Here is a 15,365-nt window from a genome sequence, read left to right as displayed (position 1 = left end):
AACTGCCCTCGGCTCGAAAGCCGAGGGCGCCACTGCTGAACGGGTCGTCGCTGAGCGGCGCGGTACCGCCGTTTCGCATCCGACCTCTTTGCGGTACTCCGCTCAGTGATTCTCGGGCGCGGACTCGCCGGGCGCGGAGGCCCCGCCCTCGTGCGCGGGAAGCACCGTCGTGGGAGCCGAAGAGGCGAAGGGCTGGGCCGGGGCCGCGGGGGCGGTCGGCTGAACGGGCGAAGCAGGCGCGACGGGTGCCGCGGGGGCCTGAGTACCGGCCGACGTTCGCGCGAACGCCGCCGACTGCGCGTTCAAAAGGGCCGAGCGAGTGCGGAAGTAGGTCTCCTCGTCGATCTCCCCGGCGGCCAAGCGCTGATCGAGGCGCGACAGCGGAGTCGGGGCGGTGGGGACGAAGCGCTTGATCGCCCACACCGCGAGGACCACGACGGCCGCGAGCGCCGCCGCCGCGAGGACGATCCAGGCGATCTCGGCGGCACCACCGGCCATATGACCTGCTGGGCCGTGCGCTCCGAGCGCCTCGGCGGGGGAGCTGATATCAGGGGAGACGTTGTCCATGGGGACTCCTTCACTCATCGTCTGCGTGTCGTTGAACGCGATCAGTCTGAGCGACCGATATTCGACGCGCCGATGAAGCCCCTGTGAAACGCCTATGAGGCCTCAGTCGAGGGGAAGAGCCTCGGAAGGCTCCGAGCTTCCTCGGGCGATGACCCAGAAGGAGAACCACGCGCCCAGTGCGCCGACGAACATCACGAGCGTCATGGGCAGTGCGCTCGTCCCCCCGCCCGCGGTCGCCAGGGGGGAGGCCGTCGCCATCGCGATCGATTGGACGAGGCCCTGGACGGCAGAAGCCGTCCCCGCGTGCTCGCGCGTCTTCGACAGCGCCAATGCTCCGGCGTTGCCGAAGATGAAGGCGTTGGCGCTCATCAGGAGGGCGAAACCGACGCAGGTGAGGACGAGCGGCAGATCGAAGACGAGAACCGACAGGCCGACGAGGACGACGCCGAGGGCCGCTAGCGACAGGCCGAAGGCGATGAGACCCTGCGGCCGGAAGCGCCCGATGAGCCGGATGTTCACCAGTGCGAACAGGGTCGACAAGAGCGCGTTGCCCGCGAAGACCAGCGAGAAGACCATCGGCGTCAGACCGAGCATCTCCTGGAGGACGTAGGACGAATCCGAGACGTAGGCGAACATGCAGAACCCGGAGAACGCCGAGGTCAGCATGTATCCGACGAAGGGACGGATCGTCATCACCGATCCGATCCCGGTGATGAACCTCGTCAATCCGCCGCCGTGGCGCTTATCGGGGGGAAGGGACTCCGGCGCCCAGAGCCATGCCGCCAGTGTCATCAGGACGGTGAAGGCCGTGAGGCACCAGAACACCGCCCGCCACGGCCAGTAGGTGACGATCAGACCGCCGAGGACCGGAGCGAGCATCGGAGCCAGGCCCCCGATCGCCTGGAGCAGTGACATCACCCGCGCCAGGACATTGCCGTGGGCGACGTCGACGAGGACGGCGCGCGCGACGGCGGCCGCGGCGCCCCCTCCCATCCCCTGGAGGACGCGCCCGACGAAGAGGATGTGGATCGATGGCGCGAAGACGCAGACCAAGGAGCCGACGATCGCGAGGAGGCCGCCGAGGATCATCGGCCCCCGCCGCCCCTTCTGATCCGAGAGCGCGCCTCCGCCGATCTGCCCGGTCCCGAAGCCGATGAAGAAGGCCGTGAGCGTCAGGCCGACGAATGCCGCGCTCGTCGACAGATCCCGTGTGATCTCGGGGAACGAAGGCGAATACATGTCCGTTGCGAGCGGGGGGACGGCGTTCTGCAGGGCGATCGTCACCAGAAGGGATACGGTGACGCCCTGGCCGAGAATGGAGTGATCGCGGGGAAGATCGGGTGGAGTGGAGGACATGACTCTCATTGTCCGCCCCCTTCATTCCCCGTACTCCGCCCGGAATCGCGGAGCGGACGGGAGAGATCTTTCACAGTGCGCGCTTCCTCACCCGGGGAGGGGCGAGGGCCTCAGCGCGGGAGGCGCTTCCGGTCCCGCTGCGCGCAGGGAGGCGCGAAGGTCCGCCACGGGCCCCGCCGAGCAGCGGACGGTCCGCTTCCCTTCGCCACGGCAGGATGGAACGACGCCGCCCCCGCCGATGATCTCGACGGGGGCGCGGGCGGTAGGCCCACCGGGACTCGAACCCGGAACCCACGGATTAGAGGCCTGCCTGATTGGGTGCTGGCGGCGTGACGGCGGGATCCTCTGGGCATGGGATTAGAGATGCTTCCGGTCCCTTCCGGCTGGGAAGGGCCGTTGAGAGAGTTCGGGACCGCCCTCGCTGCGGCTGGCAGGTCGTCGCAGACGATCCGCCTTCGGATGCACTGGCTCCGACGCTTCGCGCGGGATCTCGGGGCGGGCCCGTGGACGGTTGAGCCGACGACGGTCGTGGACTGGTCGGGCGCGCATGATTGGGCGCGCGATACGCGCAAGAGCGCTCATGCCTCGGTCGGAGGCTTCTACAGGTGGGCGCAGGGGCTCGGCCTCGTCGAGGAGGTCCCGGTGATCCCCTCGGTGAGATCCTCGGATCCTGCTCCTCGTCCGGCGCCTCCTGCGGCGATCGCCCGGGGTCTCGCCTCGGACGATCCGCGCGTCGTCCTTATGGTCAGGCTCGGCGCGGAACTCGGGATGCGCCGGGGCGAGGTCGCCCGCGTCCACTCGCGGGATCTCATCCGCGACCTCATGGGCTGGTCCCTCGTCGTCCACGGCAAGGGCGGGAAAACGAGGGTCCTTCCTCTCACCGATTCGCTCGCAGATGCCCTCCTCGCGCTCCCCAAGGGCTACGCCTTCCCGGGCGCCGACTCCGGGCACCTCTCCCCCCAGTGGGTCGGCAAACTTGTCGGGAGGGCGCTCCCGGAGGGAGTGACCATGCACGCGCTGCGGCATTCGTTCGCGTCGAGGGGATTCGCGCAGACTCGCAACTTGGTCGCCGTGCAGCACGCGCTAGGGCACGCGTCGCCCTCGACGACGCTGAGATACATCCTCCTTCCTCCCGAGGATGTGCGCGAGGTCGTCGAGGCGATCGCGTAGAACGAAAGGACTGATGATGTTGTACTACGCACAGAGGCTTGAGGTGCTTGCGGAGATCCGGGCGGCGCGGATGGAGGCGGAGGACGCGCAGCGTGCTGCCGAGGAGGCGCGAGAGCGCTTGAAGCGGCTGACGGTCAATCAGCGCCATCATTTCGGGATCTATAGGGATTGGCCGCTGGCGGATTTGGCTCGGGCTGCGGGCATCTCGCGCAAGACGTTGTATGCGTGGATCGGCGAAGCAGAGCGCAGCGGCGAATGATGTTGGTCGATGTTGGTCGACCGCGCCGTTACCTTGGGTGACGTTTTCCGGCGGCCGCGCGTTTTCGTTACTCGGGGTGACAGTTCGCCGGCGAATGAGAGTGCCCCCGACCCGTTTCCGGGTCGGGGGCGTCTGTCACCTTTTGCGGGCTTCGAGGGCGCGCAGGCGGGCGTCATAGTCGGCGTGCTCGCGATCCATGACGCGATGCAACTCTCCAACCTGGTGGCCGAGGGAGCGGACCGCATCCTCGGTCCGGCGCACGCCGTCGGCGACGCTGCTGCCGTGGTTGGGCCTGAGCCGCCTCCGAGTCTCGATGAGGCCTGCGGTCGAGGTGACGAGGGCACCCAGCCCGCTGAGCCCGCCGAGGGCGGCGATGAGTTCAGGGGTCACTGGCTGCCTCCCGACGGCGTGTGAGCCAGTGCGGTCCCTGTGGAGAGGACGGAGGCGGCCAGGGCGATCCAGAGCGGCGCCGTCTGGGATTCGAGGATGCCGTAGGCGACGAGGATCGGGATAAGGGCGAGTGTGATTCTGTAGAGCCAGCTCCTCACGTCTGGGGTCAGCCATTCGAGGACGCGGGGTGTGGGGGCGTCGCTGGCGTGCTTGGGGGTGCTCATGCGGTCTTCTCCTGGGTGGGTGCGGGCGCGCCGATCTCCTTGATGGTGCGAATGATCTTGTCCACCTCATCGGAGATCGAAACGTCAACGGCGCCGCCGATCGCCTTGACCGCGGCGGCGTGGGCGGCCCAGGCGCGTTCGACGAGCCCGTTCCAGGTTGCCCAGCCGACGGGCCGGACCCCAAGGACGGGGTAGTAGTAATCGGCTTCGCTCTGCTCGATGGCGCGGGCGCCGCCCAGGCCGGACAGGCAGACGAGCGCGTAGGCGTAGGTGTTCCATGGGGTGGTCGTGCGGATGAGATACATCGGGGTGTCCTCTCTTGTGGTTGTTGCCGATGATGTGGACGTGGCGGGCGCTCCTGATGCTTGGGCGAGGAGCGTCGCCATCGGGTAGGTGGGGCCGGGGTCGGTGTGGTCCGACTGGCGATAGACGCGCGAGATCTGGGCGTGGGTGACGATGCCCGGGTGCCCGTTGGCGAGTTCGGCGTCTGTGAGGTGGCGGACGGGGATCCCCCACCTGGTGCAGATCTGTGCGACGAGGCGGGCGGTCTGGGCGACGACCTGGGCGCCGTCGGCGCTCGTCCAGTCGGTCCGGTAGGCGTATCCGGCCTGCTCGATCTGGATCCCGTCGTGGTTGGCGCCGGGGGCGGCCCAGGCGGTATCGGACTCGCCTACGCACGTGAATACTCCGTCGGTGCCGACCACCCAGTGTGCCGAGGCGCGGGCCGCCGGATCCTGGAAGTTCTTCGCCACGGCGCGGGCGGTGTTGGTCGGTGTCTCGGTCGAGTGCAAGACGACCAGGCGGGGTCGGCCCAGTCGGCCGACGTGCATGTTTGGGGTTGGATAGTCAACCATGTGCGGTCCTTTCAGGCGATCGTCCAAGACATTTCGACATCCCATTCGCCGGTGCCGAAGGTTCCTGCGCGCCATGTCATGAGGTCGATATTTCCGTTCGGGTCGGCGTACAGGTACACCTGCGCGTCGGACATCATGTGGCCGAAGGAGCGGACGCGGGGGCGAAGCGCGGTGTTGCCGACGGTGGCGACGTTGAAGTAAGCGCCGGGGGAGACCGAGAATGCGGCGGCCGTGCGCTGGAGTTTGCACAGGGCGTCGATGCGGCGGCCGGTGCGCGTGGCTTCGACGACGGAGAGTTTCCAGCCACTTTTCGGGGTGATTTTGAGGTCTGCGGGGGTGCCGAAGAGGGTTTCGAGGAGGTCGGCCAACTGTTTTCCGGTTTGGGGGTAGTCGGCGACCTTGTCGGTCGAGAGCGGGTAGGGGATCTTGAGTCTCTGGGTGGTTTGCGGCATAGCGGGTCCTTTCAGGCGGTGACAGATGACAGGTCGGCGAAGGTCAGGGCGGCGGCGTGGGGGTAGTCGAGGGCTGGGGGTAGGGCTTTCCAGGGGATGGAGTCACCGGGGACGGCGGCGCGGGTGAGTTGGAGGCCGAGGATCCACCTCCCGTGTTGGAACGTGTAGTTACCGCCGTCGAGGTAGGCGGGGATATTCGGTGATCCGGGCACCCAGTTGGCGACGCCGGTGAGGGTGATCGGGGCGCCGATTCGGCTCGCCGAGTCGAGGCAGGTCAATGCGGCTGCTTCATCGAGTGGCGGCGCGGAAGTGTCGTAGATCGTGATCTGCGATGCTGAGATCTTGACGTTGGTCTCGAAGTAGATGGCGACGTTCAACGTGTCTTCGTCGCCTTGAAGCGCGACCGTCCAGTCTTCTACTACGTGAATCGTCGTGTGCGCAGGGATTGCCTTTTTACTTCCGGGGTTCCAGAGGCTTCGCCGGTACCCAAGGCCGTGATTGAGGTAGGCGCCGATGTTCACTGTCGCCGGGACGTTGCCGTGGTTGGTCAGAGTGAGGCTGATCCGGTAGGTGTGGCCTTCCTCGGCGCGGATGTAATGCAGTCCTTTGAGAACCGCGCGATTCGCGTAGGTGACGGGCGAAGGGCCGGGGGCTCGCGTGATCGTCCCCGATGAGATGGTGAGGATTGTCGTCGGGTTGAGGCTGAATGCTTCGGCGCCGAGGCCGCTGAGGAGGTCGGAGGGAGCGTTTTTCAGGTCCCAGGTTGCCGAGGGAATCGCAAAGCCCCCGGGGGCGCTGCGTGCGAGCGTGCGGATCGCGAGGTCACTCGCGTCGGTTTTGCGGGCGAGTTCGGTCGAGATCGACAATGACCGGGTGCCGAGACGGTCGATGAGGTCGGGATCGCTGGCGGTTTCAGTGTGATCGGTGTGATGCTCTTCGCCGTCCTGGTCAATCGTCGTTTCCGTCCACCTAACGGCGACCTGGGTGGCGAGGTCGCTCGCGTCGCGTTGGACCGTGAGGCCGCTGCGGCGGATCTGGGAGGCGGGGACGGTGATCGCGCCGGAGGCGCTTGTTTCGATGCTGGCCGGGCCCGACGGGGGGACGATGAGCCGGTAAAGGCTTCGTCGCTTCGCGAGGTCTTCGAGGCGGATGAAGTCACCAACGGCCGCGTGCGTCGTCGGCCAGAGGATCGCTCCGGTCGAAACGGCGACGGCGCGCAGGAGGTTCGCGACCGATTGGGCGTCCACGTCGCGGGGGCCGAGGAGGAGGGCGCCGGGGGCGTCGTCAATCTGCGGCGTGAAGTTGAGTCGGGCGGCCGCGATGATGCGCGAGATCCGGGCTGCGGCGGGCTCTTCGGGCCACGGCGGCGAGGACACGAGCTGATTCGCGAGTTCGGCGGTGAAGTCGGCGGCGATCACGTCGATCACGGGCCTGTTGAGCGTGTCGTCCCATGAGATCGGCGCGTCGGTGATGCGCCCGGCGAACACGGTCGCCGCGCGGGAGGCGGGGCCTTCCCTGCGCAGGGTCGCGGCACTGGCGAGGGTGAGGCCGAATGAGGCGAACGTCCATTTCGGATCGGTCGATGCCCAGGTTCCGGGCGCTGTTCGCCACGTCGGGCCGTTCGGGTTTGCGGTGACGGCGAGCCCGACCCATTGGCCGAGGTGAGAATCATCGGGGAGGAACCGGCCGGTGAGGATCCCGGGGCCGGGTGTGGATTTGGAGGCGATGACGGGGCCGAGAACGCGGGAAGACGCGAAGGGCCCAGCGTAGTAGGCGGGCCGGAGGGTAACCGTCGCCGACGGGGGCATCTCGGTGATCTCGACGCGGCCGGTATAGACGGCTCCCCTGGAGGCGCGAGGGAGATCGTCCCACGCTGCGGGGTTGCCGCCGTCGGCTTCCAGGGGCGCCGGGTCGATGAACGCGGGCGCCGTCGTGGTCAAGCGCAGGGGCGCAGTCGAAGAGGTCTCATGCACGCTCGCCCCTCCGGTCGACGACTGTTCGGCGGTGACGGTGAGGCGGGCGCCGGGGGCAAGAGCGGCGAGATCCTCACCGATAGGCCGGTCAGAGGGCAGGGCAATCCGCAGGGAACACGTCGATGGGGAGGGCTGGGCGAGGCGGGAGGAGCGGCCCCAGCGGACGTTAAGGCCGTCGAGGGCGACGCCCCGGGCCCCGTAGGAGTCGGCGGAGTCGGCGACGCGGCGCCCGTCCACGGCGACGACGCAGGAGATACTCATATGGCGACTCCTCCCATCCGCTGGTCATATTGGGCGAGGAGTCGGCGGATCTGCTCGGCGACTCCTACGGGGTCGAGGGCGCCGGACACGTTGATGACGACGCTCGGGGCGGCCCCGGCGATCTGGGCGGGCGCCCACGCTGGCGCGGGGGTGGGCATGATGTCGCGGGCGAGGGGGGCGACCATGCTTCGGGCGGCGCCTTCGACGCGGGAGGCGGATCCGATGAGGCCGAGGGCGACGCCTTCGCCGAAGAATCCGCCCAGACTCATGCCGACCCTGGAGGGGGAGTGGATCCCTAGCGTGGATTTGATCGCGTTGACCGCGTTGCCCGCGAGGTTTGAGGCCGCGTCCCAGAGGGCGCCGCCCATTGCGCCGATCCCGTTGATGATGCCCCTAACGATGTCCTTGCCGATGTTGAGCATGTGGGACGGAAGGGCGGCGAGCCCATTGATGACGTTGCTCTTAATCTGGCTGACTTTCGAAGAAACGGCGCCGCTCATGGAGGCCCAGCCTTGATCCCAGGTGTCGCGGGCCCAGGTGATCGCGCCGCTGATCGCCGAGGAGACGAGGTTTCCCAGTCCGGAGACGAGATTGGAGATGAGTTCGCGGCCCTTGGAAGCGATCTGTCCCATCGTGTTCCAGGCGCCCGCCCAGTCCCCGTTGATGATCTGCCCGATGAATGTGACGACGCTGGAGAACAGGCTGAACAGGTCCCCGAAGTAGGTGCCGATAACGGTGACGGCATCGAGGACGAGTGGGGCGAGGGCTTCGATGATCGGCCCGAGGACGCTAGAGAGGGTGGACGCGAACTCTTGGACGGCGCCGATGAGGTCGGAGATGACGGGGTGGGCGTCGAGGAATGCGCCCATGTCGAACCCGTCGGTAAGGCCGGTCACGTAGTCAAGGGCTTGGCCGAGGCCGTCGAAGATCGCGGATGCGAGGGGTTCGAGGGCGATCATCGCCCGGTTCTTGAGGATCTCGAATTTCTCGGCGGCGTCCTGGGTCTCTTCGCCGACGCCGAGGATCGTGTCCCCGGTGCCCTGAGCGACGCCGGTGAGGGCGTCCATGTTGAGCGCTCCGGTTTCGAGGGCGCCGATGAACTGGGTCGCTCCCTTCGTGCCGAACAGGGTCGACGCGAGATCGATCGCGCTCGCGCGGTCTCCGGCGTCGAGCATTCCGGTCATTTCCCCGATGACCCGTTGTAGGGCTTGCTCGGGCTCCTCGCCCTGCTTGGCGAGGGTGACGAGGGACTTCCCGAGGGCGCCGATCGTCTTGTCGGCGTCTAATCCGGCTTTGTCGAGGACGCCGACGAGCGCGGCGGAGGTCTCGAAGCCGAATCCGAGTTCTTGCAGGGCCGGGCCCTGCTTCGTCATTGAGTCGGCGAGCGTGTTCATGGAGACGCCGGTGCCCTGGGAGACGCGGAAGAGCGTGTCGAGGCCTCCCGAGACGGCTTCTCCGCTGATCTTGAACTGGGTGAGTGCGGCGGACGTGGCGTTGATGTCCACGGCCTCGCCGAGGATGCGCCCGGCTTCGAGGTACTGGCTTGCGACGGTTTCGAGGACGGGGCCGGTCAGTCCGAGGCGGGTGTTCACGTCGGCGACTGCGGGGCCGATGGCGTCGAGGGATGCGGGGATCTGCTTTGCGATGTTCTTCGCGGAGTCTACGAGCCCGTCGAGGGCGTCGCCGCTGGCGCCGGTGCCGACGCGGATCGTGTCGGCGAGGTCGTCGAACTGGGCGCCGATGTCGTAGAGGGCTTTCCCGGCGGCGATTCCTGCGCCGACGAATGCGGTTCCGACGGCGGCGAAGGAGGGGATGTGCCCCTTGATTCTTCCTGCGAGGCCCCCGGTCGCCGTCTCGGTCTCTTTCATGGCCGAGACGGCGCCCTTAGCGTCCCCGAGGATGCGGACGGCGAGGATCGCGCTATTCCCGCTGCTCATTGTCTGCCTCCTCGATGAGTTGGAATGCTGTTTCTAGGACTTCCGGGGGCTCGGAGAGCCACGCGCTGACGGGGATCCCGGTTCGGATCGCGAGTGCGACGACCGAGGCGAGGGCGGGGCCTACCGCGTAGGGTTTTCCTCGTCTCCTGCGGTCTGGCTGGGGGCGAGGTCGAGGAGGGTCGAGGTTACGAAGTCGCTGAAGTCGGCGGCGGTGGGGACGACGCCGGTGCGCTGGAGGGCGGCAAAGAGCATGTAGGTGAGGGCCTTGGGGCCGTCCTCGACGGGCTGCCCGTGGGAGCGGGCGAAGGCTTCAAAGGCGATCTTGTCGGCGGCGAGGATCCTCACGGTCCCGGTCGTCTCGTCGGCGAGTTCATATTCGACGTGCATCTTCTTCATGAGGGGTCTCCTTCGATGGTTGCGAGCGCCTTGTCAACGGCGTTCATGTATTCGGCGACCCATTTCGGTTCGGTGGCCTTCGCGCCCTGGGTCGCAAAGAGGCTCGGGAGGATAACCGACGGGTGCTTGTGTCGGGGCGGGTTGGGTTGGGGGCCTCGGGCTGAGGGCCAGATCTTTCGGCCCCATTGGATGGCGTGCGCGTAGGGGACGGACTTCTTCCCGACGCGGACGATGGCGGCGGTCTTCGTGCCCGCCGACCGGATCGACTGGCGCAGTCGTCCGGTTCGGACGGGGGCGAGGGCTTCGGCGCCGTCGGCGGCGATCCGGGCGACCCGCTGATGCGTGGCTTTCAAGTCCGAAAGGTCGTCGCCTGCGGCCTTGAGTTGGCGGCGCAGCTCGCGGGCGCCGTCCACGGTGACGAGCGGGCCGTCCGCCATGTCATGCGCCCTGCGAGAACGTCGGGAGGGCGCCGACGATCGGGAAACTGAAGTCAGTGGTATTGGCCTTCTTCGGGTTTCCTCCGACCTTGACGGGCTTGATCTTGCACTGGCCCGCGACCTGGTAGCCGGTCTTCCCGGCGGGCTGAAACACGAACTTCGCGATCTTGTTGGCGTTCTGGTAGGTCCAGACTTCCAGGGCGGTCAGGACGTACTCCTGGTAGATCGTCCCGCCGATGGTTCCGAACGTGACGGTGTCGTCGAAGATGTCGGAGCCGTCGAGCATGAAGGTCGCGTCGGAGTCGTCGGGGGCTTCGCCTGCGAGTTCGACGCTCGTGCATTTCGCGGTGAAGTCGGTCGCTGCGGACTCGATCGTGAAGGTGAGTTTTCCGGGGCCGAGCTTCTTCGGGGTGTAGGTGGTGGTGGTGTCCATGGGGTTACTCCTTGGTGTCGAAGCGGATTTCGAAGGTGGCGAACATGGCGGGGTAGGTCGGGCCGTTGCCGGGGGTCGCCGTGTCGGGCGTGAGCCGGGTGATCCCTAGGGTGGGTTCGAGGGTGAGGGCGAGGGCGGCGAGGTCGTCGAGGCCCTCGGGGTGATTCGCCGTCTTCGGGCTGATGAGGGCAATCTGGTAGTCGGCGACGCCTCCCCCTGGAGCGTCGAGGGTGATGTCCTGAGGGGCGCCGACCCATGCGACGGTCTTGCCTGCGGCGAGGGCGGGGCGGATCGTCGCGGCGTCGATAGTGACGTGAACCTCGGGGGAGGCGCCGGCGATCTCCTCGGCGATTGAGGTTGTGAGATCGTAGATGATGCTCATGCGATGCCCGGGCCTGTCAGGTAGGGGGCGAGGAGCGGCCACGCCGGGGTCATCGGGTCGAGGGCGGGCCGGAAGAATGCGGGCGCCGTGTCGGCGTCAACGGCGGTCGCCGAGTCACGGGCCGAGGCCCTGCGGTTGAACAGGTTCGCCGCGACTTCGAGGATCGCCGCCTGGCGGATCTCCTCGGGGACGCGGACGCTCGCGATCTTCTGATCGACGAGGAGGGTCGCCGCCTGCGCGCAGGCGCCTACGTGCTCGGAATCGGAAGGATCGGCGAGCACGTAGGCGGCGAGCGCCTCGGTGATGCTGGTGGCGGGCATGGTCAGGCGGTGAACTTCGCGGCCTTGAGGAGTTCGGCGTGCGGCGCGTAGTGAGCGGCGTACCCGTAGACGGCGAAGGTCTTCGACAGATCGACGATGTCGGAGTCCTGGAGGCGCAGGGGAGCGCCCGGGTTCTCCTGGATGCGGATCGCCTCACGGCTGTAGCCGACGGCGTGCGAGCCGTCCCATCGGGGGATCCGGGAGATCGTGACCTGCGCGAAGGAGGCGCGGCCGGTCGCGACCGTGAGGGTCCCGTGATGATCGGCGGGTGCGCCGTCGAACTGGAGGGCCTTCGGGTCGCGGTCCATCTTCGCGAGGGCCGCGAACACGGTCGGAGACACGGCGATCCCGTCGAGGAGGTAGGGGGTCGCGTCGTACAGGTCGAGGAGGGCGAGGATGAAGTCCGTCCAGTCGTCGGCGGTCGCCGCGCCAGCGGACGCGAAGGTGTGGGCGGGGGAGGCTTCGGCTTCGGTGACCTTCTCGGTGAACAGGTCGCGGGTCGCGGCCTCGATCTGAGAGGCGTAAACCATCGCCTGGTCGTAGAGGAGGTCATCGAGGAGGGAGACGCTGGCGCGGTCGATGGCCTGGAAGCTCATTTCGCCGACGCCGCCATAGGTCTTGACGGGCGCGTTCTTGACCTCGTAGGCGGCGGGCTTGCCCTTGGCGAGGGCGTCGCCTTCCTTCTTCTGCTCGCCGACCTTGACGCCGGTGACGGCGGCGCGCTGGCCGTATTCGACGCTCATGCCCTGGGCGGGCAGGTCCGTCGTGTGGGTGAAGAGGTTGGTGACCTCCTGCTTGGCGTTCATGCGCTTGTCGAGGACTCCGAGCCATGCGGGTCGGGCGATGGCGTCGCCGATGACGGCGCCCGCGTAGGCGGCGAGCGCCTGCTCGTGCATGGGGTCGGAGTCGCGGGCGAGGGCCTTCGCGTAGGCGCCGATGCTGCGGAACGCGAACGGGGTTTCGCCCGTGGCCGGGGCGGCGAGGTCGGCGAAGCGGCTTCGGGTCTCGCGCTGGAAGTCATCGAGGCTTTCCGCGATGGAACGTACCTCAGTGATGAGCCCCTGATCGCGGGCCTCGGTGGCGGGGGCGGGGGTGTCGTGCATGGTCGGGGCCTTTCGATCGGTGTTGGGGTTTTGACGAACGTCGGTGATTTCGGCGTCCTCGTAGGCGGGGAACTCGACGATGGAGTATTCGATCGCCCGGACTTTCGTGAAGGTTCGGTGCGTTCCGTCTTCGCGCTCTTCGTCGGTCCAGACTTCCGGGATGAAGCCGACGGACACCTTCGTGAGAACACCGTCGCGCAGGAGGGTCGCGACTTCGGCGCCTCGGTTGGTCTTGGAGATCCGGGCGCGGATCTTGCGGCCCTCGGTGGCGTCGGATGCGTCGAGGATGAGGCCGAGGGGCTCGCGGTGCCCGTAACGGAGAATTGCGCCCGCGTCGTCGACGCTTCCCGGCTCGAAGTGCTCGAAGTAGCCCGTGCCATATTCGATTTCCCTGTTGAAGGGGACGCCGATTGCTTCGATCTCGTAGCCGGAGGCTTCGCCTCCCTCGGCCTGCCTGACCGTCATATCGAACGATCTGGTGAGCATGGTCATAGCGTGATCCCTTCGATCTTTCGGGCATATTCGGCGTCGTAGAGGCCCATTTCAATGGCGAGTTTGTGAGCCTCGTATCGGGCTTTCGTGTCGGTGCGCAAGAGCGCTTCAACGTTGAAGCGGACGGTCTGGCCACGGGGGACGACCTCGGTCAATGCGTCTTCGATGGCGCGCATGTACGCGGCGAGCGTGAACCGGGTGAACGCGATCCATTCCTGCTCGACGTTCGAATAGGTCTGGGCGTTGCCTTCAACGGCTGCGAGCATGAGGGGCGCGGGGATCCCGAAGATCCGCGCGATCTGCGTCGTGCCGAACTGCTGGGCCTGGACCCACTGCGCGTCTTTGGGCGGAACGATGATCGGCTCGTACTTGGCGCCGTTGGCGAGAGCGCGGACCCGGGTCGGGTTCGCGGCCATGTCGAGGGGGTTCCCGTCGGCGTCGAGGAGGTTCCAGGCGTTGCGCATCGCGGTCAGTTCGGCCTGCGTAACCTTCTGATCGGTCGTGAGGATCCCGGCGGGCTGGCCGGTGCGCGTGAACCAGTTGCTCGCGTAGTCGCGAACGTCGCGGATCCCGGCGAGTTCGGCTCTGGCCGCTTGGATCGGCCCGAGGCCGAGGGCCCGGCCTGGCAGGGGCATGAATGCAATGTGCTCGATGTCCTCGCGCCGATAGGCCGCGCCCCGGTAGCTCACGGTCTTCTCTCCGGTCTTCGGGTCGAGGACGGGGAAGCACTCGGCGGGGTTGAGGACCTGGAGGGACTGGGCGACGCCCTCGAATCGGACGATGCGGATGTAGGCGTTCCCGGTCGTCGCGAGGGAGAGGGTCAGGGCCTCGATGAACTCGCGGCGAGTCTGATTCGGGTTCGGCCTGCGGATGATCCCCGGGATCACCGAATCGTCGAGGCGAACCCCGGCCCGCTCGACAGTCAGGGAGAGTTGACCCATTGAGGTCGTGAGGATGGACAGCGCCCGATAGACGCCCGCGAGGTGGACGGCGCTCACGTCGGTGAGGATCTCGTCGCGGCGCTGGGGGATGAACCCGGCGGCCGAGGGGGCGGCGTCCCGCGTGTGAATGCCGACGAGGGCGGCGAGGCGGGCGAGTGCGTTCATGCCCGCAATGGTCGGAGCCCCCGCGCGGGAGGGGCAAGGTTTCATGCCCGCCCATGCCCGGGCGTGCCCACGGGTGCCCCGTGGTTAGGCGAGGACGAGAGGCGGCGCCTCCTCCTCACGGTGCCGGAACGCGAATAGGGCGACGGACGCGGCGATGAGGCTGGGGACTGGGTTGAGGGACTTCTCCCGGTCGATCACCTCGACGCCGTTGCGGGAGCGCAGCTGCGCGGACGCGACCGCGAGGCGCAGTGCCTGGGATCCGTCGTGGACGAGGGTCGCGTCATCGCGGGCGGCCGTGAGGAGAGTTTGATCGGCGAGGAGCCGATCGGCGTACTTGAGGCGTTGAACGTCGAGGCCGTCGGGCAGGTGGTCGAGGAGGCGGCGCACGGGCCCCCCGTCGTCGGCCGCGAAGTGAGTGAACCCCTGGGCGCGCAGTTGCAGGAGGTAGGGGGCGAGCCATTTCGTGCCCGGCGCCTGGTGGAGCACGTGCACGTTCAGGGTTTCCGTGGCGTCGTACCATCCGGCGACGACGGCCGCGTTTTCGTTCCCGGGGGAGATTTCGAAGCCGACGGACACGGCTTCGGGGGCGGGGATGGTCCGGTCTGTCGCGGCGAGATCGTCCCAGTTTTCGAGGGGCATGAACGCATCTTGCACCTCGGTGAGCCGGTTGCAGTAAGCGCGAAGCCACTGGGAGGGCGGCAGACTCATTTCCGCTTTGAGGGCGTCCACGGTGATCGTGTTCCCAAGAGCCGGATGATACGCGGCCCACGCCTCGGGGTCGTAGGGGTCGAGCCCCTCGGGCAGGGAGTACTCGATATAGGCGAGGCGCGGGTCCTCCCCGGCGCGGCCGGTCTCGACCATCGCGTTCATGAACTCGCTTTGGAGGGTCCCCATTGTCGAGGTGTACCAGCGTTGAGCGGAGTCGCCTAGCGTGATCTGCGCGGGCCGGACGCCGCCCATGATCGCATCCCCGAGTTCTTGACTGTAGAACCAGATTTCATCAAGGTCGACATAGGGGGTCGTCTCGCCGTGCACGGCTTCCTCGTTCGGGGTGAACTGGGCGAGGTCGGCGGCGTTGGCTTTGAGGAGGAGGCCCGCGTCTCCCTTGCCCTTCCGGGTCTTGAAGAGCGGCCCGATCTTCGAGTGTTCGACTGCTGCGACCATGTCAAGCATCCGCTTGGATGCGTGCTTCTGGGTCTGTGCGGTGGAGAACAGGTGCGCGGCGTCGTTGAGGATCATCCGCCATACACAGT

18 protein-coding genes are annotated in these 15,365 nt (G+C 67.4%); 2 read left to right on the top strand and 16 right to left on the bottom strand.

Features of this window, described 5'->3' with window-relative positions:
* Positions 1-102: 102 nt before the first annotated feature.
* Together ACQY7V_RS07955 and ACQY7V_RS07950 are read right to left on the bottom strand one after the other, a co-directional pair.
* Positions 103-567, bottom strand: a complete 465-nt coding sequence (locus tag ACQY7V_RS07955; RefSeq protein ID WP_428639713.1) for a hypothetical protein — start codon at positions 565-567, stop codon at positions 103-105.
* Between the two features lie 102 nt (positions 568-669).
* Positions 670-1,923, bottom strand: a complete 1,254-nt coding sequence (locus tag ACQY7V_RS07950) for a multidrug effflux MFS transporter (RefSeq protein ID WP_303772405.1) — start codon at positions 1,921-1,923, stop codon at positions 670-672.
* 459 nt (positions 1,924-2,382) lie between these two features.
* On the opposite strand from ACQY7V_RS07950, the gene ACQY7V_RS07945 reads away from it, so the two are divergent.
* Positions 2,383-3,093: a tyrosine-type recombinase/integrase gene (locus tag ACQY7V_RS07945; protein WP_428639711.1), complete on the top strand. Its 711-nt coding sequence runs from the start codon at positions 2,383-2,385 to the stop codon at positions 3,091-3,093.
* A 13-nt stretch (positions 3,094-3,106) separates the two neighbouring features.
* Positions 3,107-3,352 carry a hypothetical protein gene (locus ACQY7V_RS07940; RefSeq protein ID WP_428639709.1) on the top strand — a complete coding sequence of 82 codons (246 nt, stop codon included), beginning with the start codon at positions 3,107-3,109 and terminating at the stop codon, positions 3,350-3,352.
* 135 nt (positions 3,353-3,487) lie between these two features.
* On the opposite strand, the gene ACQY7V_RS07935 is transcribed toward ACQY7V_RS07940, so the two are convergent.
* From ACQY7V_RS07935 to ACQY7V_RS07870, 14 genes are all read right to left on the bottom strand, one after another.
* A complete protein-coding gene (locus tag ACQY7V_RS07935) occupies positions 3,488-3,742 on the bottom strand; it encodes a hypothetical protein (protein ID WP_428639707.1) in 255 nt (84 codons plus the stop codon).
* The gene (locus ACQY7V_RS07930) at positions 3,739-3,966 is read right to left on the bottom strand and encodes a phage holin (protein WP_428639705.1); all 228 of its coding nucleotides are present in this window, start codon (positions 3,964-3,966) and stop codon (positions 3,739-3,741) included. The genes ACQY7V_RS07935 and ACQY7V_RS07930 overlap by 4 nt, the downstream gene beginning before the upstream one ends.
* Positions 3,963-4,820, bottom strand: coding sequence for an N-acetylmuramoyl-L-alanine amidase (locus ACQY7V_RS07925; protein ID WP_428639703.1), 858 nt, complete (start codon positions 4,818-4,820; stop codon positions 3,963-3,965). Before ACQY7V_RS07925 ends, ACQY7V_RS07930 begins: the two co-directional genes overlap by 4 nt.
* A gap of 11 nt (positions 4,821-4,831) precedes the next feature.
* Positions 4,832-5,272, bottom strand: coding sequence for a hypothetical protein (locus ACQY7V_RS07920; protein ID WP_428639700.1), 441 nt, complete (start codon positions 5,270-5,272; stop codon positions 4,832-4,834).
* Between the two features lie 11 nt (positions 5,273-5,283).
* Positions 5,284-7,506 (bottom strand): hypothetical protein, encoded by a 2,223-nt coding sequence (locus tag ACQY7V_RS07915; protein WP_428639698.1) that lies wholly within the window; start codon positions 7,504-7,506, stop codon positions 5,284-5,286.
* Complete coding sequence (locus ACQY7V_RS07910; protein WP_428639696.1) at positions 7,503-9,443, bottom strand: phage tail tape measure protein; 1,941 nt, start codon at positions 9,441-9,443, stop codon at positions 7,503-7,505. The genes ACQY7V_RS07915 and ACQY7V_RS07910 overlap by 4 nt, the downstream gene beginning before the upstream one ends.
* Before the next feature lie 120 nt (positions 9,444-9,563).
* Positions 9,564-9,839, bottom strand: a complete 276-nt coding sequence (locus ACQY7V_RS07905) for a hypothetical protein (RefSeq protein ID WP_428639694.1) — start codon at positions 9,837-9,839, stop codon at positions 9,564-9,566.
* Positions 9,836-10,276 carry an HK97 gp10 family phage protein gene (locus ACQY7V_RS07900; protein WP_428639693.1) on the bottom strand — a complete coding sequence of 147 codons (441 nt, stop codon included), beginning with the start codon at positions 10,274-10,276 and terminating at the stop codon, positions 9,836-9,838. Before ACQY7V_RS07900 ends, ACQY7V_RS07905 begins: the two co-directional genes overlap by 4 nt.
* A gap of 1 nt (position 10,277) precedes the next feature.
* Positions 10,278-10,709 (bottom strand): hypothetical protein, encoded by a 432-nt coding sequence (locus ACQY7V_RS07895; RefSeq protein ID WP_428639691.1) that lies wholly within the window; start codon positions 10,707-10,709, stop codon positions 10,278-10,280.
* 4 nt (positions 10,710-10,713) lie between these two features.
* Positions 10,714-11,091 carry a hypothetical protein gene (locus tag ACQY7V_RS07890; RefSeq protein ID WP_428639689.1) on the bottom strand — a complete coding sequence of 126 codons (378 nt, stop codon included), beginning with the start codon at positions 11,089-11,091 and terminating at the stop codon, positions 10,714-10,716.
* On the bottom strand, positions 11,088-11,411 hold the full coding sequence (locus ACQY7V_RS07885; protein ID WP_428639688.1) for a hypothetical protein: 324 nt from the start codon (positions 11,409-11,411) through the stop codon (positions 11,088-11,090). Before ACQY7V_RS07885 ends, ACQY7V_RS07890 begins: the two co-directional genes overlap by 4 nt.
* A 2-nt stretch (positions 11,412-11,413) precedes the next feature.
* Positions 11,414-13,000, bottom strand: coding sequence for an HK97 family phage prohead protease (locus tag ACQY7V_RS07880; protein ID WP_428639686.1), 1,587 nt, complete (start codon positions 12,998-13,000; stop codon positions 11,414-11,416).
* A 2-nt stretch (positions 13,001-13,002) separates the two neighbouring features.
* Positions 13,003-14,112 (bottom strand): phage portal protein, encoded by a 1,110-nt coding sequence (locus tag ACQY7V_RS07875; RefSeq protein ID WP_428639685.1) that lies wholly within the window; start codon positions 14,110-14,112, stop codon positions 13,003-13,005.
* Between the two features lie 84 nt (positions 14,113-14,196).
* The coding region (locus ACQY7V_RS07870) for a hypothetical protein (protein WP_428639683.1) at positions 14,197-15,365 on the bottom strand (1,169 nt) is incomplete at its 5' end.

The organism is Schaalia sp. (assembly GCF_050312375.1).
Taxonomy (GTDB): domain Bacteria; phylum Actinomycetota; class Actinomycetes; order Actinomycetales; family Actinomycetaceae; genus Pauljensenia; species Pauljensenia hyovaginalis.
Note: the sequence above shows the minus strand (reverse complement) of the source record. Positions and strands in the feature narration are given on the sequence as shown.